Here is a 22,414-nt window from a genome sequence, read left to right on the forward strand (position 1 = left end):
ATATGACGACAACGTCGTTTCTTCTTGATGTAACAGCTTTCGAGGAGGGAAAAGAAGATGAACAAAGGACGCGTTGTAAGCATTATGGGTCCGGTTGTCGATATTGAATTTGAACGCGGCCAGTTGCCCGAGATTTTCAACGCTATCAAAATTGAAACCGTCTTGGACAATGGTCGTCAGCTTAACCTAACACTTGAGGTTTCCAATCACTTGGGAGACAATCTGGTACGTTGTATCGCGATGTCTTCTACTGATGGTCTGGTTCGTGGACTGGATGCAATCGATCAAGGAGGCCCAATTTCGGTTCCTGTAGGGGAAGCGACATTAGGCCGTGTATTTAACGTACTTGGCAATCCAATTGATAACGCTGGTGAAGTTCTTGCTGAGAAAAAGAACCCGATTCACCGTCTCGCACCAACATTTGACGAATTGTCAACACAAGCGGAAATCTTGGAAACAGGTATTAAAGTTATCGACTTGCTCGCACCTTATGCTAAGGGTGGTAAAGTCGGCCTCTTCGGCGGTGCCGGCGTAGGTAAAACAGTAACAATCCAAGAATTGATTAATAACATTGCCCAAGAGCACGGTGGTATTTCCGTATTCGCAGGTGTCGGTGAACGTACTCGTGAAGGTAATGACCTTTATCACGAAATGACGGATTCCGGCGTTATTAAGAAGACAGCAATGGTCTTCGGACAAATGAATGAGCCTCCAGGTGCACGTCTTCGTGTAGCTTTGACCGGTTTGACCATGGCGGAATATTTCCGTGATGTGGAAGGCCGCGATACGCTGCTCTTTATCGATAATATATTCCGCTTTACCCAAGCGGGTTCCGAAGTGTCCGCTCTTCTCGGCCGTATGCCATCTGCGGTTGGTTATCAGCCGACTCTGGCTACTGAAATGGGCCAGCTGCAAGAGCGTATCACATCGACTAAAAAAGGTTCAGTTACATCGATTCAAGCAATCTACGTACCGGCGGATGACTACACTGACCCTGCTCCGGCTACAGCGTTTGCTCACTTGGATGCAACAACTAACCTTGAGCGTAAAATTTCCGAGAAGGGGATTTTCCCAGCGGTTGACCCACTGGCTTCCAGCTCGCGTTTGCTCGCTCCAGAAATTGTTGGTGAAGAACATTACAACGTGGCACAAGGTGTTAAACAATTGCTGCAACGTTATACCGAGCTTCAAGACATCATTGCCATCTTGGGTATGGATGAATTGAGTGAGGATGATAAGGTTATCGTAGCTCGTGCTCGTAAAGTTGAACGCTTCCTGTCGCAGCCATTCCACGTGGCTGAACAGTTCACTGGCTTTAAGGGTAAATATGTACCAATCAAAGAAACTGTACGCAGCTTTAAGGAAATCCTGGATGGTAAGCATGATGATCTTCCAGAAGCAGCTTTCCTATTTGTAGGTACGATTGAAGAAGCAGTAGAAAAAGCGAAATCGATGTAACCTGAGCTTAGCTAATGCTTTCGATGCAAGCTTTACTTCGTAAAGCTTAGTGCATGCTTTCGAAGCGAGCTTTACAATGTAAAGCTTTAAGGAGGAATGGAAGTGAATACCTTTTTGTTGGAAATTGTCACGCCGGAGCATCTCGTTTACTCCAAGCAAGTGAATAGCTTGATTGTAAGAGGGGTCGAAGGCGAGTTGGGTATTTTGCCGGGACACATTCCGCTTGTGACTCCACTTCAGGTTGCTCCGTTATCCGTCAAATCGGACGGTGTTACGATCTCCATCGCTGTTCATGGCGGGTTCGTAGAAGTGCATAAGGACAAAGTAACCGTGCTGGCTGAAAGTGCCGAGCTGCCAACAGATATCGATGTTGAGCGCGCCGAAGCGGCTAGAGAACGGGCTCAACGCCGTCTCCAGACTCGGAGCAAACAAGATGATATCGATCACCGCCGTGCGGAATTGGCGCTGCAACGCGCTGTTACACGGATTAAAGTGTCCACTGGAAAAGGACAACAGTAGGATAAAAGCAGTCAAGCCTTAGGGTTTGACTGCTTTTTATTATAGTAATCTATTGAAAAAAGGTTAAAATTTCTTCATTATTTTGGATAATGGCGTTGAATTGTTTAAAAATTTGTAAAAGTACTGGATTCTTTTGCCCTTCACAAGTATGATATAAGAGTCGATTTCCGAGTAATACGAACACGGAGGGTTAGCATGGAGGATATATTGTCGGGTGGGTTGTCTAGCGCAGTTGGAACCAGCAGTATGGTCTCAATGATTGTATCTTTGCTCAGTGTTGTATTATCTTGGTGGGCATTGCAGAACCTTAAGCTCGATTTGGTCATAAGATATCCCAAGAGTCCTCAGGGAAGGCTGCTGCACTTGCTGTTGGCCATTGTACTTGGTCGTTTTGTAGCGGGGTTCTTCCTGGATTACCTGAGCTGGAGTGGGATGATCCGATATATGTTTTAAGGGGATGTAGTTTGGTTATAAGTGTCTTAGGTCGCAGTGGTCAAAAGGTGTCGAATAATAAGGTTTTATTATGTCAACACTGAACTTTAAGGAACATGCCCGAGTAAATGGGCGTATTGATGGAGTAGAGAACTTTTTTGCAATTACTTTAATCTAAAAAAATAATTTAAGAAATAATGGACGCGGAGGGAAACCGAAAATGAGCAAATTTATCGTCCGCGGTGGCAACAGATTGACCGGGAGCGTGAAAGTTAGCGGCGCAAAAAATTCCGTATTACCGATCATAGCCGCCTCTCTATTGGCAGAAGAAGGAGTAAGCGTCATTGTAGACGCACCTCCGCTTGATGATGTGATGACGATATCAAAAATGCTGGAATCTCTGGGTGCAGGGGTTACATATCAGAACGATATTATCCAGGTGGATGCTACAAATATCACATCCTGTGAAGCACCTTATGAATGGGTTCGAAAAATGCGGGCGTCTTTTTTAGTCATGGGCCCACTGTTATCTAGACTTGGTCAGACAAGAATTTCCCTGCCAGGCGGCTGTGCCATTGGTACACGACCGATTGATCAGCATTTGAAAGGGTTTGAAGCACTGGGTGCGGAGATTAGTCTCGGCCAGGGCTACATTGAAGCGAAAAGCAACGGACGCCTGCGCGGTGCCAAAGTGTATTTGGATGTAGCAAGCGTAGGTGCGACCGAAAATATAATGATGGCAGCTACATTAGCCGAAGGCGTGACCGTTATCGAGAATGCGGCTAAGGAGCCTGAGATTGTCGACCTGGCCAATTACTTGAATGGTATGGGCGCAATCGTACGCGGTGCGGGAACAGGCGTTATCCGTATTGAAGGGGTAGAACGTCTGCATGGGGTCAAACATCATGTAATCCCTGACCGTATCGAAGCAGGTACGTACATGGCGGCTGCAGCAATTACCGGTGGCGATGTATATGTGGAAGGCGCAATTGCTGATCACTTAGGTCCTGTTATTGCTAAGATGGAAGAAATGGGTGTAACCATTATTCCCGACGAGAACGGTATTCGTGTAATCAGTGACAAGCCTCTCAAAGCTGTTGATTTGAAGACTTTGCCGTATCCAGGTTTTCCTACGGATATGCAGTCGCAAATGATGGCATTATTGCTGCGTTCTGAAGGTACTAGTGTCGTTACAGAAACCGTATTTGAGAACCGGTTTATGCATGTGGATGAATTCCACAACATGAATGCTGAGATTAAGATCGAAGGTCGCTCGGCGATCGTTACAGGTAATGCACAATTGGTCGGAGCTAAGGTTTGTGCTACGGATCTGCGTGCGGGAGCTGCGCTTATTTTGGCAGGTCTGGTTGCTGAGGGCACTACTGAAGTAAGCGGAACTCATCATATTGACCGCGGGTATGTTCATTTGGCTGAGAAACTGTCCGGATTGGGTGCGGAAATTTGGCGCATCTCCATGGAAGATACTTCAGCGCAAACCGTGAAGGATGAAGTTCTTAAACCGGAAGTATCCAAGAGTGAATCGACTAAAAACGAAGAGGTTAAACCACGCTTTCAGGTTCAACCAACTTGGGTATAATATCAATCATTAGGAGAGACCAGGCTGCAGTTTGCAGCTTGGTCTTTTTTTATGGAATCCTCATTTGATGGGGATTTTTTTGTATGCAATTTAATAGCCTGTGGTCTAGTAATAGATTGAGGACAGGAACTCTCTTTCTCTCAAATTGTGTTCTAGCAGTTGCTGCAAATTCATATCTATAAGAATCACCAGTGATTCACGGAAGGAGCCATAGAGATGAAAGATTTCCGCTACTTGCGAAGAAACAAGACAACGCGCTGGCACTCGCGTCCCCTTGCTCCCCGGCGCAGGCGACTCATCCCCGTCGCCTGGCTCGCAGCGCCTTTCCTGGCGGCGCTGCTGATTCCGCTGGCGGTTGTCCCACTACACCGGGGACAACCGGCGCCTGTGGCCGTGCCGACGGTCACGGCCCCTCCGGCGGCGCCGGAGACGGCTGCGCAGGAAGCGCCGCAGCCGGACGTCTCTGTCTATTTGTCACACAGCGGACAAATAGAGACATTGCCGCTGGAGGACTACGTCCGCGGCGTGCTTGCGGCCGAGATGCCGGCCGACTTTGAGCTTGAAGCGCTCAAAGCGCAGGCCGTAGCTGCCCGCACCTTTATCATGCGCCGCCTGGTGGCTGGCGACAGAAGCGGCGTACCCGTTCCGGAGGCGGATGTAACCGATACGGTAAGCCATCAGGCTTACATATCTAAGGACACGCTGGAACGGCAATGGAAGCTCGGCGGAAGAAGCGCCGACCTCGCAAAGCTGCAGCGCGCGGTCCTTGAGACGCGCGGAGTGATCATGACATATAAAGGGCAGCCGATAACGGCCTCCTTTTTCGCCTCCAGTGGAGGATATACTGAGAACTCAGAAGAGTATTGGAATGCAGCGATTCCCTATCTGCGCAGCGTGACGAGTCCTTGGGAGAAAGAGATTACCCCAAACTATGCAGTGACTAACACCTTTACTGTTGCTGAAATACTTACTAGATTGGGTCTGAACGATAAAGTCATTCCAGCCTCCAAAGAAACTACCAATTCAGGAACTACAACGAAGATTTCATCATCTTCAAGATTACCTATGGAAGTATTGTCTCTTACCACTGGACATCGGATTAAAGAGGTCTCAATTGGAGGCTCTATATTTACTGGACGTGAAGTGAGAGAGAAGCTGGGCCTACGATCCAGCCAATTCAGTTGGAGTCGTAAGGGGAATAAGATCTTAATCACGACCTTCGGAAATGGGCATGGAGTAGGGATGAGCCAGTGGGGGGCAAATGGGATGGCTAAAGAGGGTGGAACTGCTACCCAAATTCTCAAACACTATTATAGTGGTATCTCATTTACACAAATCTCAACTCTTCTGAAAAAATAACTTGAAAGATACGTATAAAAGAGAAAACCCCGGTAACACTGGTTACTGAGGTGATAACCATATGAATGAACAAGACAAAAACAAAACAAACCAAGATGAATCTCTCAAAAAAACTCAGGGAGATTTACCTGGTGCAAAACCTTCTTCATGGAACAGACTGGTATCTAAACGTTGGGTATTCCCAGCAGTCTACACGGCGGCAGCGGCAATTATACTAACCTTGGTGTGGGTCTATCAGGATGCCGGCCAGAAGCCGCTCAACCAGGACACCGCCGCCACTTCGCAGCAAGTAGGAACTTCCGCTAACGAAGCTGGTACGACAACCGGAGGTCCAGATGCACTTGAAGTTGTTGCTTCAACGGAAAGTATGACTTGGCCAGTAGCTAATCCAGGTGAAGTAGAAGTAGTTAAGCCGTATTATGATGAGAATGGTACAGAGGACAATCACGTTGCCGCTATGGTGCAATATAACGACAAATTTATTCCTAATGTCGGAATCGATATTGCCCGTGAAGACAACAATACGTTCGATGTTAAAGCAGCGCTCAGCGGTGAAGTGACCAGAGTGGAAGATGTTGCGGTATTAGGTAAAGTGATTGAAATTACCCATCAAGGTAATTTGAAGACTGTATACCAAAGTCTTGGTGAAACAAAAGTTAAACAAGGCGATGTAGTGAAGCAAGGAGATACTCTTGCCACAGCTGGTCGCAGTGAGATCGAAAAGGACCTTGGAAATCATGTACACTTTGAAGTGTACGAAGATGGCAAAGTAGTCAATCCATCGGATTTACTGCCACAGCGATAAAAATTTCTATAGCAGGGGGCGAAAGCCCCCTATTTTTTTTGTGTATATAAGGATTTTTAAGGTTGTGTTTGTGATGAGCCTTTTGTTTACGCGGGAAACGGTTGTTGACCTAAAGGGAGAACGACGGCTTTTCATCATGCTAATAACACGGGTTATTAGGTTGTCCATTAAATAAAATGAGCCCTCCATAGCTTGTCATGTCTTGAAAGCGCGAATATATAAGCCCGCCCCTCATATAATGTACCAAACTATCCACAGTTGGGAGGCGGGAGCGTGCACGATTACATCAAGGAACGTACGATCAAAATCGGACGCTGCATCGTGGAAACCAGGCATACGGTCCGGACCATAGCCAAGGAATTTGGCGTTTCAAAGAGCACGGTGCATAAAGATTTAACTGAGCGTCTGCCAGAGATCAACCCTGATCTGGCCGATCAGGTGAAGCACATTCTCGAATATCACAAGTCCATCCGACATCTTCGGGGGGGAGAAGCCACAAAAATCAAATATAAAAAATCGACGGGGAAAAAACGTGAGGTTGCTGTAGCATCAAAGCCATGAGATTTTCGGAAATTTAAGGAAATATTCAGCTTTAATACATTGTGTACTTCCCCTAAAGTATGGTATTTTTAAATTTAGTACTAACTGCTGTTTTTTCAATTAAAATAACACTTTGGGGGCTCTTTCATTATGTTTAGCAAGGATATCGGAATCGACCTCGGCACGGCCAATGTGCTCATACATGTTAAGGGAAGGGGAGTCGTTCTGGATGAACCTTCCGTGGTCACACTTGAAAGTGATACGAAGAGAGTCCTTGCGGTGGGAGAACAGGCACGTCGCATGGTTGGACGTACACCTGGAAATATTATAACAATCCGTCCTCTCCGGGATGGTGTCATTGCAGATTTTGAAATCACAGAAATGATGCTCAAGTATTTTATCGACCGCGTTGGCGGCCGGTCCTGGTACGCACGGCCCCGTATTCTGATTTGCGCCCCTACAAATATTACATCTGTGGAACAGAAGTCCATACGGGAAGCGGCAGAGCGGAGCGGGGCTAAGGAAGTTTTTATGGAGGAAGAGCCAAAAGCCGCTGCAATCGGAGCGGGAATGGATATTTATCAGCCTAGTGGGAACATGGTCGTCGATATCGGTGGCGGAACGACGGATGTAGCCGTACTTTCTATGGGCGACGTCGTTACCGCTTCTTCGATTAAAGTCGCAGGAGACAAGTTCGATGAGGCCATTTTAAGATATATTAAACAAAAGTATAAGCTGTTAATCGGTGAACGTACGGCAGAGGATATTAAGGTTACAATTGGCACCGTGCGTCCAGGCCTGATGCAGGCTGAAATGGATATTCGTGGTCGTGATATGGTAAGTGGACTCCCTCAGACGCTCACTATTACTTCAGGCGAGGTAAAAGAAGCACTATGGGATCCGGTTTCTTCTATTGTGGCAGCTGCTAAGTCCGTTCTGGAACGTACACCGCCTGAGCTATCAGCAGATATTATTGACCGGGGTGTTGTTCTAACTGGTGGTGGCGCTTTACTTAATGGATTGGACGAGCTCCTCTCAGAAGAATTACATGTTCCGGTGTGGATAGCGGAAGACCCGATGCATTGTGTAGTTAAGGGAACCGGAATAATGCTAGATAATTTGGACAAGGTCGTTAAGAAAAAGTTCTAAGCAGCCGATATAAAAGGTAGCAAAAGATTCGGAAGGGGACTACCTTCATGATAAGAGGATTATATACAGCCGCTGCAGGTATGGTTACACAGCAGCGTAGACATGATACGGCAACACAGAACATCGCTAACTTGAATACAACGGGGTACAAGCAGGTTGACAGTGTCAATCATGCTTTTCCGGATGTACTGATCTCTGCTATGAGTAATGGCAATACAAAGCCAGTGGGGCGCCTTAACACTGGGGTTTTTGCAGAACAATCGATATCCCAATATTTACAGGGTGATTTAAGGGAGAGCGGCAAGACCATGGATTTTGCTTTATCTACGGATTTGCAAGTAGCTGATCCAGTGACAGGTCAAAATATCTCCTTTGATGGTTCAGGCAAATATGTAAGCCCTGAGGGTGAGGTTGTTTATCGTCCACAGGCCTTCTTTACTGTACAGGATGCTGAAGGGAATAATCTGTATACGCGAAATGGGAGCTTCTCAATAAACGCGGCTACAGGAGAGGTACTGAGCAGTGGTGGCTTCAAGGTTCTTGATTCCACAGGCAAGCCCCTTGTCTTGACAGGAAATCAGGACACCCTTAAAGTGGACGGGCAGGGTAATTTGCTTAATCCGGTAACAGGACTTCCGACAGGGACCAAGCTTGGTGTGAGTGTAGTAACAAAGCCACAGGAGCTTGTACGTGACGGTAATGGTGTATTTCACGCTGATGATGTAGAGGCGGCAGATATCCGTTTCTCTAACGGAACAGATAACATGCAAGTACGCCAAGGTTACCTGGAAAGCTCCAATGTAGATCCTACTCAGGTTACTGTGGATTTGAATGCCGCCTATCGGGCTTATGAAGCGAACCAGAAGATTGTTCAATATTATGATGGCAGCTTGCAGAAGGCTGTAAGTGAAGTTGGCAGGGTATAGGCAGTGCTTAGGAATGAGCTTTACAGGTAGAGCTTATAGGAGGTTTGATCTATGAACAACTCAACGATTAGTGCAGCAGTCTCCATGTCGAGCCTTCAGCAGCGGCTTGATATTATAGCGGATAATCTAGCCAACATGGATACCAATGGTTATAAGAGCAAGCAGGGCTCTTTTGAGGACGTGCTGACTCGTGTACAACAGCAATCAGATGATTATGACCAACCGGGCCGTTCTACACCCCTAGGCTTTAATATGGGTTTTGGGACTTATGTGCCTTCGATCTCAACGAATTGGGAAGAGGGACCCCTTAAAGAAACAGGGAGTCCGACCGACTTAGCCATTCAGGGCAACGGGCTTTTTGGTGTTCAGGTCAATGGTACTACGGCGTATACACGTCAGGGCGATTTTCACTTTATTCCTGACACGACTGATGCCAAAAAGATGGTATTGGTTGATAACACAGGAAACTCCGTTTTAAATACAGAGGGCAAACCTCTAACGGTTCCTGTAGGTGTGAATGCTGCTATCGATGAATCTGGTCGTGTGTTAACAAAAAAGACAGAGAATGGACCTGTTCAGGTAGCGGGTACTATAATGATAGTAGAACCTAAGACACAGAATGCCTTAAAGGCTGTCGACGGGAATTTCTATATGCTTGCAGATGGGGTTACAGCACAGCAGGCTTTTGTACAAAGAGCGGCAGGCGAGGCATCTGGAATTGGAGTGCGCTCAGGATGGCTGGAGCAGTCGAATGTCGATATGACCTCAGAAATGACAGAAATGATGCAGATTCAACGCACGTATCAACTCGTAGCTCGGGCACTTTCGTCCAGTGATCAGATGTTTGGTCTAGCCAATAACATGCGCGCGTAGAGGTGAAGGAATGGATCGACAGGAAAAAGTTAAATCGGAAGAGAAGAAAGAACCCTCTCCACGAGGGATCTCCAAATGGACCATGATACAATGGGTTCTTATTCCCTTGCTTCTCGTAGCTGCACTTGGAGGCGGTCTGGCCGTCGGTTACGTTGTCCTGGGTAAGAAAGAGTTAAGCGATGCTCTGCAGTGGAGCACGTGGAGACATGTATATGATTTGGTTTTTGCTCCATAAATGAAGATGATTTAACCACTCCCTTGTTATATAAGGGAGTTTTCTTTTTTATGCTGAAAAATGTATAATGGTGGGGGGCCTCGGGCAGCAAAAAGGGCCCTCTCCGCCATGCTGCCGCATCCGGTGGAGAAAGCCCCTTATCTCAACCTCCACTTCTGCAGTTGGTGAAGGATAAATATAGTTTTTACCGAACCTGCCTAATTTTATGCATTTCGGCAAAGAATAAAAGAAAATGTGCAACATCCGAAAGGAGTTTTGTCATAATGCTGGATATCAACCAAATTCAAGAAATCATCCCCCATCGGCCTCCATTTCTGCTGGTGGACAAAATTATCGAGATTGAAATGGGCAAAAAAGCTGTAGGAATCAAAAATGTAACGATCAATGAACCGTTCTTTGTAGGTCACTTTCCGGGCTATCCGGTAATGCCGGGTGTACTGATTACAGAAGCCCTTGCACAAGTGGGTGCGGTTGCTATCCTGGGAGTAGAAGCTAATCGCGGCCGAATCGGTTTTTTAGCTGGGCTGGACGGATTCCGTTTTCGTGGTCAAGTGGTACCGGGCGATACACTTACTCTTGAAGTAGAGATCACCCGCCTTAAGGGCAGCATCGGAAAAGGACAAGCTACTGCTTCCGTTGAAGGTAAGGTTGTAGCCTCTGGAGAAATTATGTTTGCTCTGAGCTAAATATTTTATTTTTCTATAAATATATCTAAAGGAGAGATTCATATGACTCAATTAAGTGCGAAAGCGGCAGACACATTATCCCGCTGGTTGCAGGACCCTTCTGTTGACGAAGCTACAAAGGCAGAGCTTCGCGCTCTGGAGAATGAGCCACAGGAGCTTGAAGAGCGTTTTTACAGAGACTTAGAGTTTGGTACAGGCGGCTTGCGTGGGGTTATTGGTGCGGGCAGCAATCGTATCAATCGTTATACTGTTGGCAGAGCTACACAAGGCTTCGCTAATTATATTCTAGAAAAGCATACTGGAGAAGGCAGACCTTCGGTTGTTATCGCGCATGACTCTCGTCGCTTCTCGCCTGAATTCACACTTGAGGCTGCTCTTGTACTGGCTGCTAATGGCATCGAGGCGCATTTGTTTACCTCCCTTCGTTCAACACCACAGCTGTCATTCAGCGTGCGTTATTTGAAAGCAACGGGTGGTATTGTAATCACCGCGAGCCATAACCCTCCTGAATACAATGGTTATAAGGTCTATAATTCGGAAGGCGGACAGCTTGTACCACACGAAGCCGAAAAGGTCATTTCTTACATACTAGAGGTTGACACTTTTGATGGTGTAAAGCGGATTTCGCAAGAAGAAGCTGAAGCTCAAGGGCTGTTGCACTGGCTAGGAGAGAAGGATGACGAAGCGTTTACCGATACTGTTGCTGCGGTCAGTCTTGCGAGTGAAGAGATTGCCTCTACGCTTGGAAAAGACTTCAAAATCGTATACACTCCGCTGCATGGTACAGGTAATTTGCCAGTCCGCCGTGTACTTGAGAAAATCGGGTTCACCCAGGTACATGTTGTACCTGAGCAAGAACAGCCGGATTCTGAATTCTCTACAGTGAAATCGCCGAACCCGGAGGAGCGTGAAGCTTTTACGCTGGCTATGAAGCTGGGCGAAGAGTTGAATGCTGACCTTTTGATTGGTACAGATCCTGATGCAGACCGTATGGGTGCGGTAGTTCGCGACAATGAAGGTAAATTTGTTGTTCTGTCCGGTAATCAATCCGGAGCACTGATGATTCATTACTATTTGAGTCGTTTGCAGGAACAAGGAAAGCTGCCTAGCAATGGTGCGGTTGTAAAGACTATCGTTACTAGTGAAATGGGGGCTGCTGTAGCTTCTCATTATGGTGCAACTGTATTTAATACGCTGACTGGCTTCAAATATATTGGAGAAAAGATGACCCAGTTCGAACAATCCGGAGAATACACATATCTTTTCGGATATGAAGAAAGCTATGGTTATCTTGCAGGCAATTATGCTCGTGATAAGGATGCTGTTCTTGCTGCTATGCTTATCGCTGAAGCAGGTGCTTATTATAAAGCTCAAGGCAAAACATTATATGATGTTCTTCAGGAATTGTACAAGCAGTTCGGATACTTCTTGGAAAGCTTGGAGTCCCGTACGCTGAAAGGCAAAGATGGCGTTGCGCAAATTCAAGGAATCATGAATGATTGGCGTTCTAATGCCCCACAAGAAATTGCTGGATCTGCCGTAACAGAAATTCAGGATTACTCCCTGGGCTTAAATGGACTGCCGAAGGAAAATGTACTGAAGTATTTGCTGGCTGACGGATCTTGGTTCTGCCTGCGCCCTTCCGGCACAGAACCTAAGATTAAGGTTTATTTTGCAGTAGTGGGTGACTCCCTGCAGAATGCTAAGGATAAGGTTGCTGCACTGTCGAAACAGGTTATGGCTCGCGTTGACGGGGGACAATAATAAATATAGAGTGCCTTCTATATTGTGAATTATATTTTATGTAGAAACGGGTACCGTCTCTAAAAGGATGACGATCCGTTTCTACTTTTGTTAAAAGAGTTTTTAAAGCGAAAGAGGAGGTACTTTTGGTGCGGCAAAAATGGCAACGTTGGAATATTACTTCCCGAAAGTGGCTGTGGATCATAGTTGTGGTTGGCGTTATAGCAGCCTTGCCTGTGGTCTATGATCGACTGCAGACGGAGAAGTCTTCCAAGACAGTAGAATTTGTATTTGATTATCGTGATCTGGTTGATGTAGCCAGCTATCGTGCAAATCCACAAGATTATATTTCCGAACAGTTAGATCGCCTTAAAGACGCTGGTGTACAGAGCATGGCGATTTACGAAAGCACATTGGAAGATTACCGTAAGGCGCGTCGTCTAATGATATGGGGTGCGGCTGATATAGCTAATCTTACGGACACGATCATTCCTGAAAATGAGAACTATACCTATATTCTTTTTACCAGTGCTGATTACAGCGATACTTTAGCGCCTGTAATTAAAGAAGCATTTAGTAATCTTGGGATTAATTCAAGAGACTGGAGTTTCCGCGGACAGCAGGGGCTTATCATTGAGACTCCGCTAGAAGACGCTACATTGAAGCCGCTCCAGCCCGATCCATTTACACTGGACATGCTGCATAACAAGGGATTCAGTATTGTACCTCGTCTTGTGGATTCTCTGACTTATAATGAAGCCACGGTAAAGAAGCTGTTGGATCGTTATGAGGAATTGGGTGTTAAACGGATTCTATTTGAAGGTGAGTCTGTTAAAGGGTTTAATGATGATGCCGATACTGGCAGTATCACTGACTTTGCTAATCTCCTTAAGGAACGTGGAATGGGGATTGCAGCAATTGAGAATATTAAGAAACAGCAAAAGGGCTTTAACAGGCTCGCTTATTTGCTGGATTATAATGTGACACGTTTATATTCCCTTAGTGAGGGAGATTCTGCCTTAGATCCAAAAGTAATTTCGGACCGTTTCGCTCTGGCAACAAAGGATCGGAATATCCGCATGATCTACTTAAACACGATTCCTGCAAGAAATACTGCTAAGGCACAGGTTACAGATACATTAGATAACCTTATTACCAGCCTAAGTGAACCAGGCGGAGCAGTTGAGCAGATTAAAGACAATGGATTTAAACTGGGACAAGCTACGGCATTTGAGGTTGTAGATTCCTCTTATCAACGTTACTTTAAGCTAGTTGCGGTGGTTGGAGCAGTGTCTTTAGTGGCTCTGCTGGTCTCTTACTTCATTCCACAGCTCACGCTTGCTGCCTGGGTGTTAGGTCTGATTGGAAGTGCAGGCCTGATGCTAGTGAAGCCTGAAATGTTTGAACAAGCGCTCGCGCTTGCCGCTGCGATAAGTGCACCAACGCTTGCCGTTGTGCTTGCCATTCGTAAGGTTAATGAAATGGGGCCACCTCTACGGAGCAATCCCCTTACCTATAAGGCTATGAGCCCGCAACGCCGGTTTACACATAGCTTAGTGCTTTATTTTAAGACTTCACTGATCTCTTTGAGCGCTGTGCCGTTTATGATAGCACTGCTTAATAATGTAACTTATAGCCTGGTTCTCAACCAGTTCCGTGGTGTCAGTCTGCTTCATATGGCGCCTATCGGTCTTGTGGCACTTTACGTGCTTTTGTATCGCGGGGATTTTGTCTTTAACAAGACAGGTAAGCTGCTGCGGACACCAATCACATTTGCGATGATTATCATTGCCTTTGTTTTGGCGGTTGTTGGCTATTATTACATGACCCGTACAGGTAACGGTGGCAGTGTGAGTCCGCTGGAAATGGTTTTACGTACATTCTTGGAAAATACGGTTGGTGTTCGACCGCGTAATAAAGAGTTTTTGCTAGCGCATCCGTTATTAATTCTTGGCGCATTCTTGGCCTTTAGATATCGGAATGCAGCGTTTATCATGATTATTGCTGTAATCGGTCAGCTCTCGATGGTAGATACCTTTGCTCATATTCACTCGCCAGTTCTGATCTCGCTCATTCGTGGCTTGCTCGGTCTTGGATTAGGACTGATCATTGGTGTGATTGCCGTAATCGTATGGCAAATTGCAGAAGGGTGTTGGAAACGATGGTCGCCACTCCTAAAAAGATAGTTATTTCCGGTTATTACGGTTTCCATAACAGCGGGGATGAGGCGGTACTGCAATCTATATTGATTGCACTGCAACAACATTCTCAAGCTGCAGGAATAGAGATAGAACCCATTGTCTTGTCCATCGATCCTGAGTGGACTAGCGCCACATATGGAGTGAAATCTGTGCACCGGATGAAGCTGGTTGAAGTCCGTCAAGCTATTTATGAGAGTTCTGGTCTGATCAGCGGTGGAGGCAGCTTGCTGCAAGATGTAACAGGAAGCAAGAGTATTCCTTACTATTTAGGTATTATTAAGCTTGCGCAGTGGATGGGTAAACCGACCTTTATTTATGCTCAAGGTATCGGACCTGTGCATCGTAAGCTTTTCCACCCATTAATCAAATCAGTGTTTCGCAAATGTACTTATATCTCTGTGCGGGATGAACAATCCCGCGAGCTTTTACTTTCTATGGGATTAGAACAGAAGAACATAGAGGTTGTTCCTGACCCGGTGATGGGCTTATCTTTACCTGAAGAGACTGATGCTGTTGAATTACCAGAGTCTTCAGATTCACTTCCGGTAGTAGGTATTTCGGTACGTTATTGGGAACAAGATCGCAAGGAGCTGGACGCTCTTGCTCAAGGCTTGATTAAGGCGAATCTTGAAAAACCATTGCATTTAAGATTCCTTCCGTTTCATCTTCCATCTGATATTGAAGCCTCACGTTATGTGATGGAGAAGCTGGAAGAAAATATAAGCCAGCATGGGGGGCAGGTCAGTATTTGTGAAGATGCCAGTCATCCGCAACACATGCTGCGGGAAGTAGGGCAATGTGAAGTGCTGATCGGAATGCGTCTTCATAGCCTGATTTATGCCGCAGGGCGGCGAGTTCCGCTGATTGGTATCTCTTATGATCCGAAAATTGATCATTTTCTAGACAGAGTTCGGTGTCAGCCTGTGGGCACGACCCAATCATTAGATGCTGGACAAGTTGCTGCTGAGATAGGCCATCTTTTGGAAACAGCAGAGGGATGGAGAAATGAGCGGGAGACGATCCTCTCCTCGTTGATTCAAGAAGCAGGGGCTCCAGCACGGCAAATCGTAGAATATTTCCACCATAAAGGATGATCTAAAGTGAAAGCAGAAAGCGCGGTACCTACAGTTCCTATTTTTGGGATTAGAGTCTCCAAGGTTGATATGGCAGCAACTGTTGCTTATTTGACAGAGGCGGTTCATACCCGTATCCCGCATCAAGTGATTACAGCTAATCCGATTATGGTTATGGCTGCTTTGGAAGATCCAGCTTATATGGAGATAATGAAGTCAGCTGAATTGGTTGTCCCAGATGGAACCGGTGTGGTATGGGCTGCTAATTATTGTAAGGAGCCTGTAACCGAACGGGTAGCTGGTTTTGACCTGTTACATGAATTGATGCAACAGGGTGAAAGATATGGTTGGAAGGTATATCTCCTTGGTTCTACACCTGAAGTGATTCAGGAAACCGCTGAAAGGTTACAATTGCAATATCCGCGTGTTATTATTGCAGGATATCATGACGGTTATTTTGGTCCGGAATCGGACGATGAAATTATTGCTGGAATTGTTAAAACCAATCCTGACTTATTATTTGTGGCCAGAGGCGCGGATAGTCAGGAACCATGGATTGCAAAACACAAATCCAAGTTAGGTGTTCCGATCATGATGGGGGTCGGCGGCAGCTTTGATGTAATTTCTGGCAAGAGCAAGAGAGCACCAAAAGTTTTCCAAAAAATGAGAATTGAATGGTTGTACCGTTTATTAAAAGAGCCTACGCGGTACAAAAGAATGCTTGTGTTGCCGAAATTCGCATTAAAAGTGGTGCGTGAGAAAGATAAAGTAACAAAAGTCTAGTCAAATGCCGATATTCACCTAGAAAATCAGATGAATAGCCTAAAAAAGGGATTGGAATTTGTTTTTGTAACAGCGTATAATTCAATGCGGTAGAGAAATGGGGGTCGACTGATCAAATGTTAATCATATACATCGCTGGATTTATCGTATGCATGGGACTCGCACTTGGCCTCACACCTTTGGTGAAGAAATTCGCCATTAAGATTGGTGCGACAGATGTGCCGAATGCTCGTAAAGTGCACACGAAAATTATGCCCCGCCTTGGCGGATTAGCTATTTTTCTGGCGTTTGTGTTAGGCCTGCTTGCCGTATTGCCGATTATTCCATATGAGTTCACTCCGCGGGAGGCCAACTTCATCAAAGCGCTGCTGTGTGGCGGCGGACTGATTGTACTTATCGGAGGGTTGGATGACCGATTTGAATTATCAGCAAAGTTGAAGCTGCTGGGCCAAATTGTTGCAGCATGTATTGTAGTTTTCGGTTTTGGTATTACTGTAGATTTTGTGAATATTCCATTTAACAATACGTATTCTTCATTGGAAAGCTGGATTGCTATCCCGCTTACGATTTTCTGGATTGTTGGTGTCACCAATGCTGTTAACCTGATTGACGGGTTGGACGGGCTTGCTGCTGGTGTATCAGGGATTGCGATTGCTACGATTGCGGTAATGGCTTTCTTGATGGGTAACACGATGGTTGCCATGTTATGCCTGTTGCTTCTGGGTAGCATAATCGGATTCTTGTTCTTCAACTTCCATCCCGCCAAGATTTTTATGGGGGATACGGGATCGCTGTTCTTAGGCTTCTGCTTAGCTTTACTTGCTTTGCTAGGGTTTAAACAGATTGCCGTGGTTTCGTTTATTACACCTTTGCTTATTATTGGTGTACCGTTGTCGGACACGTTCTTTGCGATCGTGCGCCGTAAGCTGCAGAAGAAACCAATCTTTGCACCAGACAAAGGTCACTTGCATCATTGCCTTCGCGAGCTAGGCTTTAGTCATCGTCAGACTGTGCTCATTATTTATGGTATTGCTGCATTTTTTGGAGTTTTAGCTGTTATTCAATCCTCTGCCGCTCTTTACGAGGCGAACTGGGTTACCTTCGTAGTCATCTGCATCATGCTCTTCTTCTTGCAGATCGGTGCGGAAGTTACAGGTTTGATCGGTAAGACTAAACGTCCGCTGATTGATTTCTTTTTAAGAATTCGTATGAAGGCTAATCCGGAAAGAGGTTCCAAATCTTAATTTATTAATGGTATTATTCTAATATTTTCTATAACTAACAAAACTCATCCCTTTTCGGATGAGTTTTTTGTTGTTTTCCCTAAAAATATCGCTTCCTATGACCGATAAAGAACAAAGTGAAGGTTTACGAGAATTTATACTCAAAGGAGAGATATAACACATGCAACGCTTTAAGAGACCGTTCGTTTGGCTGATGCTGGCGGCTTTGATCGTTTCTATGTTCCCAGGTAAATACACGCCCATAGCGGCAGCGGCTACCACGAGCTCCACGACTTTCTTCAGTCCGGATGATCTCACATTACGTAATACTGTTCTGTTGAAACAGGATGTTGTAGCAACAACAGCTAATCCTAATCCTGAGGGACTTATTGACCGTTCTAGTGTTTACAAAGTAAGTAGCCCTACCTTTTCAATTACAGGAACCTACTCTCAGGTAACATCTTCCACGATGAAGGTTACTGTAGAGCAGCTTACAAAAGATAGTCAATCTAATAAATGGGTAACAGATGCTACTCACCTGACTACGGGAGCGGTAACAACAGATACCAATAGCCCGGATAACCGTTTTGTAGCATCTGGTCTTGTTTTGTATACAGGGTTTAATAAGGTGACCTTTTCTGGTATGCAAGGGAATCTCCAGCGTTCAGAATCATTTTATGTTCTTTATGATAAAGTTCCCTATGTAACAGAATTAAAAGTTTTGGGTGGTCCTTCTGCGCTTAATTTAAATGAAGGAACACAAGTTGTCGTACCAGTATCTACAGTTACTCTTCAAGGTAAAGTAACGAATGCCACTAAAGTCAGTGTCTCCGTGAATGGAGGAACTGCATTACAAACTTCCCTATTGGAAGACGGAACATTTTTCACCCCCGCGCTGAACTTGAGTCCGGGATTAAGTACGCTTAAGATTGTTATTCAAAATGCTTCGGATTCAATAACAATAGACAGATCCGTATATTTCTTTGATAAGGATCAACCGTACGCTTCTTTGAACATCAACCACGACAATGCGGACTATAATATCTTAAATGATAATGTGCCTACGTTGACTGCTGATTTGACTCCAAGTGTTGCAGGTTTTACTGGACAGATCTTAGTTCCATATAACGTGGCTCCGTTTGCAACAAATGCTGTGCTAACTCTTAATAAAGGTAATAGTTCCGAAAAAGTTGTAACGATTAGTGCTGTGACAGAAGAATTAACAATTCCTGGTCCGGATGGCGTTACGCCAACGTATAAATTGGTTAAATTTAAGACTGCAGCTGATTTAGAAATCTTGGCGGGTGTAAATGACTTTAAATTGTCTGTAGATTATGGCAGCCACAGCAGTTCTCATCTTTATTCATATAAATTTTTGAAAAATGAGACTGTTATAACAGAAATGTACTACCTTCCTGGATATACAGGCTCAGGTGATCTTACCAATATCTCTAAATTGCCTTTGAATGGCCAACAGTTAGAGACGGATAGTTTCTATATAATGGCGAAGACAAATAGATCAACAACCCCAGCAGATATAACTGCAAACTATTTGCCTTTGAGTAATAAACCACTATCCATAGATTATGTAACTGCAGGCACAGGAACAAATGAATATATTTATAAAATATCAGGGTTCTCTAATGGTCAACAAAAGGTACAATTCCGTTATAAAGGATCCGAATCCTTCTATAATGCTGATATTTCATATGTATCGAAAAACTATATATATGTAAGTAATCTGCAAGATGGTCAGACCTACGAATTCGATTCCAGTGTAGAAAGAAAACTTAATGTCGCTGGGGAATATATCGGGTTCGAAAATATAGAAAATGCACAAGTGCAAATTAACGGTACAGACAGTAACTCATTATCTAGCAATCCTTTTAAGCTTGAAGTAGAAAAAAACTCAACAGTAAATAAAACAACTTTTAATTTCACTGTGACAATCAGTCAGACGGGACCACTGGTATACGGTGAGAATAAAATCGTGTTTACTGGAGTCTCAAGAGATAATGCTGGTAACCAACGTATTATCAAAAAAGAACTTAAAATTTACATCATTGATACCAACATTTCTGGGGTAAAACAATTCCATCCTACTTTAGGGGATAATCGTTTACCTTTTACAACTACAACCCTTTCTAATGAAGTCGAGCGTAATGCCATGCTGGCATTGCCAGCTGAGATTGTATATAAGGATGAAAAATATACAACAAGCAAAGATAAATTCGACTTGGTACTACAAGGTAGTGGTGCTACAACGCTGAATCTTTATCAGGGCTCTACTCTGGTGTTTACTTCGACGGGGCAGGATAAGCTGCTAATTGACGGTACGGAATCCGATGGACCTATTGGTCCTAAACGTTACCCTGATGAAGTGGCTGCAAATGGTTTGTATTATGACTACATTGGCAGTGCTAAAAACTTTATTTTAAGATTACGTGACATTAAGTTTGATGCCCCAGGAAGTCAAGTTTATACCCTAGAGCTTATTAACAAAACAGGGGCAAGAACTACACAACGTCTTGAAGTAGTGCGGGAAGTTGCTCCATATCGTCTTCTGTCACCTGTAGCGACGGTAGGTGAGCAAATTGTTGTTAACAAAAACTTTGTTCGTTTTGATATTGAGGCTGAAGGTGCCACAAAAGTAATAATTGGCAAAGAAGAAGCAATTAAACGTACGGATTTGCCAAATCAAGATCGCTTCACCTATGATTATGTGGGTTTAAAAGCGGACAAATCGAATCCCATTAAGATACAAGTGGTTCGTGCTAACTCCACAATAAGCGATACTATAAATGTGTATTATGCTAGTGCAGTGCAGATTGATACACAATATATGGCGGAGAAGGTAGCTACGAAGTATAGTGTCTTTAATAAAACCTTGGAATTGAACTTCCCTAAAGGTACGATTATGAAGGGATATACTAGCTCTGGTGCTGCAAAATATTATCCTAATACAAAACTGTTGTTTGGTATCGCGGATCCCGCTGATGGCGTTGTTGAACGTAAGAATGATTACGGGAACATTATCAACGTAACGGGTAGTGACGACAGAACCGAAGGCGGGGGCGGGCAGCTTGTGATTCCACAGGATCTTGCTCTACGCTTTACATCAACCGTTTCTACTAATAACTTTTCGAGAGTATCGGATATCTATTGGCTTAGTGGTGGTCTAGGAAATGATGGCGTTAATCTTGAGACCAACGGGGTTACCCCGCATTTCGTGGATGCCAGTGGAAAGACTGGATACTTTACGCAGTATAGTCAAACAAGAAAAATCGTACCTTCCCAACGTGGTGAATTGACGCTTACTTTCAACTCCAGCATTGTGGATGAAGTGGGATCGACTATTACAGTATTCCGATATACAGATTCAGGTAAGTGGGAGAATTTGGGCGGCGTCGTAGATACGAAAAAACATACCATCACCGTTCCATTCGATGAATTTGGTTATTACACTGTTATGAAGCTGCGCCGTGGTTTTGTTGATATTACGAATCATCCTTGGGGCAGAAATATAATGAATGGATTGTATTCCAAAGGATTTATGACTAATCTTCGAGCAGATGCATTCGGAGCTGACGATTTGACCACTCGTGGTGAATTCGCTACATTGTTGGTGAAATCATTAAGTATTCCTTTGAACTATGATGCTAATAAACAAACCTTCTTTGATATTGTGCCAGAAGCCGTAGCGGCTACATGGGATTTCAAACACATTGAGACAGCTGCTAGGGCAGGTATTGTTACAGGCCTCAGTGATGGCTTCTTTGGGCCTGATCAAGCCTTAACACGTGAACAAGCCGCAGTAATGATAGCTAGGGCGTTGAAACTCAAGATGTCGTTGAATGACAGTAAACTGTTGGCAAGCTTAAGCAAATCATTTGTTGATACAAGCAACATGGATTTCTACTCACGTCCTGCAATTGAAGCTATATCTAAAGCTAAGATTATGGAAGGAAGTGCTGTGACCGTTACAGGCCAAAAGAAGCCCGTCTATAACTTTAACCCGAAGGGTAAGTTGACTAGAGCAGAGGCCGGTAAGATTACTGTGGCACTCTTACAGAAGAGTACAAGCATCTTCCCTAAGAACTTTAACTAAAGAATAAAAAAGTGCTCCGGCCTGCGAAAAGTATTCGTAGGTCGGAGTTTTGATGTAAAGATAACAATTACCAGCGACATAAATTTTGTAATCTGCACCGATTTACGATACAATAATGTAGAAAATATTATTTTCTGAAAGGTGAAAGCCATCGATGAAACCGATTTTATCAAAAGCACAGTTGGATTACATGAAAGCCAAGAATATGTTTGAGAATAGAGCAAAAGTGTTGGAGAAGGAAATTGCAGCTAAACGGGCACTACAGGAGATCACTCAAGAGGTCATGGAGGAACTGGTGCAAGCAACAGGATTCCACGATTCATACAACGAGCTTGTTGTTACTGAGAATGCTCTGATCGAATGGTCTCATACTACAATCAAGCATGAGAAGAGCTACCGCGAGAACCGCGCAGCTATTGATGCAATGTATGACAATGTGAACTCGAGTCCTGAGAAGCGTCAGGAATTGATCCAATTATCTATGAAGATTCGTTAGAAACAATGTAATAGAAGCAAGCGTCGGCAACGGCGCTTTTTTTGTTTTTTGTAGGAATGTTTAAATTAATAGTACAAGTGTTAATGATTCTTAGTAAATATTGCATAATGACGTTTAGAAAGCGACTATGATATACTGTTTTCCGTAGGCACCCATGATTAACAATAGTTAGTAGAACATACATATGTATCTTCTAATGGGATCACAC

General features: G+C 44.5%; 19 protein-coding genes. All 19 read left to right on the top strand.

Features of this window, described 5'->3' with window-relative positions:
* The first annotated feature begins 57 nt into the window (after positions 1–57).
* The 19 genes from atpD to MKY14_RS28945 all read left to right on the top strand — a co-directional run bounded on the left by atpD (position 58) and on the right by MKY14_RS28945 (position 22,206).
* Positions 58–1,458 carry a F0F1 ATP synthase subunit beta gene (gene atpD / locus MKY14_RS28855; protein ID WP_036681562.1) on the top strand — a complete coding sequence of 467 codons (1,401 nt, stop codon included), beginning with the start codon at positions 58–60 and terminating at the stop codon, positions 1,456–1,458.
* A 102-nt stretch (positions 1,459–1,560) separates the two neighbouring features.
* The gene (locus MKY14_RS28860; protein WP_036681559.1) at positions 1,561–1,977 is read left to right on the top strand and encodes a F0F1 ATP synthase subunit epsilon; all 417 of its coding nucleotides are present in this window, start codon (positions 1,561–1,563) and stop codon (positions 1,975–1,977) included.
* 195 nt (positions 1,978–2,172) lie between these two features.
* Positions 2,173–2,430, top strand: coding sequence for a DUF1146 family protein (locus MKY14_RS28865; protein ID WP_036681556.1), 258 nt, complete (start codon positions 2,173–2,175; stop codon positions 2,428–2,430).
* Positions 2,431–2,629: 199 nt separating this feature from the next.
* Positions 2,630–4,006 carry a UDP-N-acetylglucosamine 1-carboxyvinyltransferase gene (gene murA, locus MKY14_RS28870; protein WP_076123926.1) on the top strand — a complete coding sequence of 459 codons (1,377 nt, stop codon included), beginning with the start codon at positions 2,630–2,632 and terminating at the stop codon, positions 4,004–4,006.
* 216 nt (positions 4,007–4,222) lie between these two features.
* Positions 4,223–5,365, top strand: coding sequence for a stage II sporulation protein D (spoIID, locus tag MKY14_RS28875; protein ID WP_076179796.1), 1,143 nt, complete (start codon positions 4,223–4,225; stop codon positions 5,363–5,365).
* 61 nt (positions 5,366–5,426) lie between these two features.
* Positions 5,427–6,170 carry a M23 family metallopeptidase gene (locus tag MKY14_RS28880; protein WP_076123922.1) on the top strand — a complete coding sequence of 248 codons (744 nt, stop codon included), beginning with the start codon at positions 5,427–5,429 and terminating at the stop codon, positions 6,168–6,170.
* A gap of 273 nt (positions 6,171–6,443) precedes the next feature.
* Entirely contained in the window at positions 6,444–6,731 is a 288-nt protein-coding gene (gene spoIIID / locus MKY14_RS28885; RefSeq protein WP_036681548.1) for a sporulation transcriptional regulator SpoIIID, read from the top strand.
* 129 nt (positions 6,732–6,860) lie between these two features.
* Entirely contained in the window at positions 6,861–7,859 is a 999-nt protein-coding gene (locus tag MKY14_RS28890; protein ID WP_036681546.1) for a rod shape-determining protein, read from the top strand.
* Between the two features lie 47 nt (positions 7,860–7,906).
* The gene (locus MKY14_RS28895) at positions 7,907–8,785 is read left to right on the top strand and encodes a flagellar hook-basal body protein (RefSeq protein ID WP_038573634.1); all 879 of its coding nucleotides are present in this window, start codon (positions 7,907–7,909) and stop codon (positions 8,783–8,785) included.
* A 51-nt stretch (positions 8,786–8,836) separates the two neighbouring features.
* The gene (locus MKY14_RS28900) at positions 8,837–9,658 is read left to right on the top strand and encodes a flagellar hook-basal body protein (RefSeq protein ID WP_076099680.1); all 822 of its coding nucleotides are present in this window, start codon (positions 8,837–8,839) and stop codon (positions 9,656–9,658) included.
* A 10-nt stretch (positions 9,659–9,668) separates the two neighbouring features.
* Positions 9,669–9,893: a DNA-directed RNA polymerase subunit beta gene (locus MKY14_RS28905; protein ID WP_036681538.1), complete on the top strand. Its 225-nt coding sequence runs from the start codon at positions 9,669–9,671 to the stop codon at positions 9,891–9,893.
* Between the two features lie 263 nt (positions 9,894–10,156).
* The gene (gene fabZ, locus MKY14_RS28910; protein ID WP_036681536.1) at positions 10,157–10,579 is read left to right on the top strand and encodes a 3-hydroxyacyl-ACP dehydratase FabZ; all 423 of its coding nucleotides are present in this window, start codon (positions 10,157–10,159) and stop codon (positions 10,577–10,579) included.
* A gap of 42 nt (positions 10,580–10,621) precedes the next feature.
* Positions 10,622–12,343 (top strand): phospho-sugar mutase, encoded by a 1,722-nt coding sequence (locus tag MKY14_RS28915; RefSeq protein WP_076219973.1) that lies wholly within the window; start codon positions 10,622–10,624, stop codon positions 12,341–12,343.
* Positions 12,344–12,471: 128 nt separating this feature from the next.
* Complete coding sequence (locus MKY14_RS28920) at positions 12,472–14,508, top strand: DUF5693 family protein (RefSeq protein WP_076219972.1); 2,037 nt, start codon at positions 12,472–12,474, stop codon at positions 14,506–14,508.
* A complete protein-coding gene (gene csaB / locus MKY14_RS28925; protein ID WP_339170216.1) occupies positions 14,484–15,617 on the top strand; it encodes a polysaccharide pyruvyl transferase CsaB in 1,134 nt (377 codons plus the stop codon). The genes MKY14_RS28920 and csaB overlap by 25 nt, the downstream gene beginning before the upstream one ends.
* Before the next feature lie 6 nt (positions 15,618–15,623).
* Positions 15,624–16,379 (top strand): WecB/TagA/CpsF family glycosyltransferase, encoded by a 756-nt coding sequence (locus MKY14_RS28930; protein ID WP_340977901.1) that lies wholly within the window; start codon positions 15,624–15,626, stop codon positions 16,377–16,379.
* A 116-nt stretch (positions 16,380–16,495) separates the two neighbouring features.
* A complete protein-coding gene (locus MKY14_RS28935; protein ID WP_036681523.1) occupies positions 16,496–17,623 on the top strand; it encodes a glycosyltransferase family 4 protein in 1,128 nt (375 codons plus the stop codon).
* 160 nt (positions 17,624–17,783) lie between these two features.
* Positions 17,784–21,710, top strand: coding sequence for an S-layer homology domain-containing protein (locus MKY14_RS28940; RefSeq protein WP_340977903.1), 3,927 nt, complete (start codon positions 17,784–17,786; stop codon positions 21,708–21,710).
* A 154-nt stretch (positions 21,711–21,864) separates the two neighbouring features.
* Positions 21,865–22,206, top strand: coding sequence for a hypothetical protein (locus MKY14_RS28945; RefSeq protein ID WP_036681520.1), 342 nt, complete (start codon positions 21,865–21,867; stop codon positions 22,204–22,206).
* Positions 22,207–22,414 lie beyond the last annotated feature (208 nt).

It is taken from the genome of Paenibacillus sp. FSL R5-0887 (assembly GCF_038002305.1).
GTDB lineage: Bacteria > Bacillota > Bacilli > Paenibacillales > Paenibacillaceae > Paenibacillus_AQ > Paenibacillus_AQ odorifer.

Bases quoted from the DNA above. Each gene is read 5' to 3' on its own strand.
- atpD (WP_036681562.1), top strand. From the start codon at position 58: ATGAACAAAGGACGCGTTGTAAGCATTATGGGTCCGGTTGTCGATATT.
- murA (WP_076123926.1), top strand. From the start codon at position 2,630: ATGAGCAAATTTATCGTCCGCGGTGGCAACAGATTGACCGGGAGCGTG.
- MKY14_RS28865 (WP_036681556.1), top strand. From the start codon at position 2,173: ATGGAGGATATATTGTCGGGTGGGTTGTCTAGCGCAGTTGGAACCAGC.
- MKY14_RS28880 (WP_076123922.1), top strand. From the start codon at position 5,427: ATGAATGAACAAGACAAAAACAAAACAAACCAAGATGAATCTCTCAAA.
- spoIID (WP_076179796.1), top strand. From the start codon at position 4,223: ATGAAAGATTTCCGCTACTTGCGAAGAAACAAGACAACGCGCTGGCAC.
- csaB (WP_339170216.1), top strand. From the start codon at position 14,484: ATGGTCGCCACTCCTAAAAAGATAGTTATTTCCGGTTATTACGGTTTC.
- MKY14_RS28905 (WP_036681538.1), top strand. From the start codon at position 9,669: ATGGATCGACAGGAAAAAGTTAAATCGGAAGAGAAGAAAGAACCCTCT.
- MKY14_RS28945 (WP_036681520.1), top strand. From the start codon at position 21,865: ATGAAACCGATTTTATCAAAAGCACAGTTGGATTACATGAAAGCCAAG.
- MKY14_RS28890 (WP_036681546.1), top strand. From the start codon at position 6,861: ATGTTTAGCAAGGATATCGGAATCGACCTCGGCACGGCCAATGTGCTC.
- MKY14_RS28900 (WP_076099680.1), top strand. From the start codon at position 8,837: ATGAACAACTCAACGATTAGTGCAGCAGTCTCCATGTCGAGCCTTCAG.
- MKY14_RS28915 (WP_076219973.1), top strand. From the start codon at position 10,622: ATGACTCAATTAAGTGCGAAAGCGGCAGACACATTATCCCGCTGGTTG.
- MKY14_RS28940 (WP_340977903.1), top strand. From the start codon at position 17,784: ATGCAACGCTTTAAGAGACCGTTCGTTTGGCTGATGCTGGCGGCTTTG.
- MKY14_RS28895 (WP_038573634.1), top strand. From the start codon at position 7,907: ATGATAAGAGGATTATATACAGCCGCTGCAGGTATGGTTACACAGCAG.
- MKY14_RS28935 (WP_036681523.1), top strand. From the start codon at position 16,496: ATGTTAATCATATACATCGCTGGATTTATCGTATGCATGGGACTCGCA.
- fabZ (WP_036681536.1), top strand. From the start codon at position 10,157: ATGCTGGATATCAACCAAATTCAAGAAATCATCCCCCATCGGCCTCCA.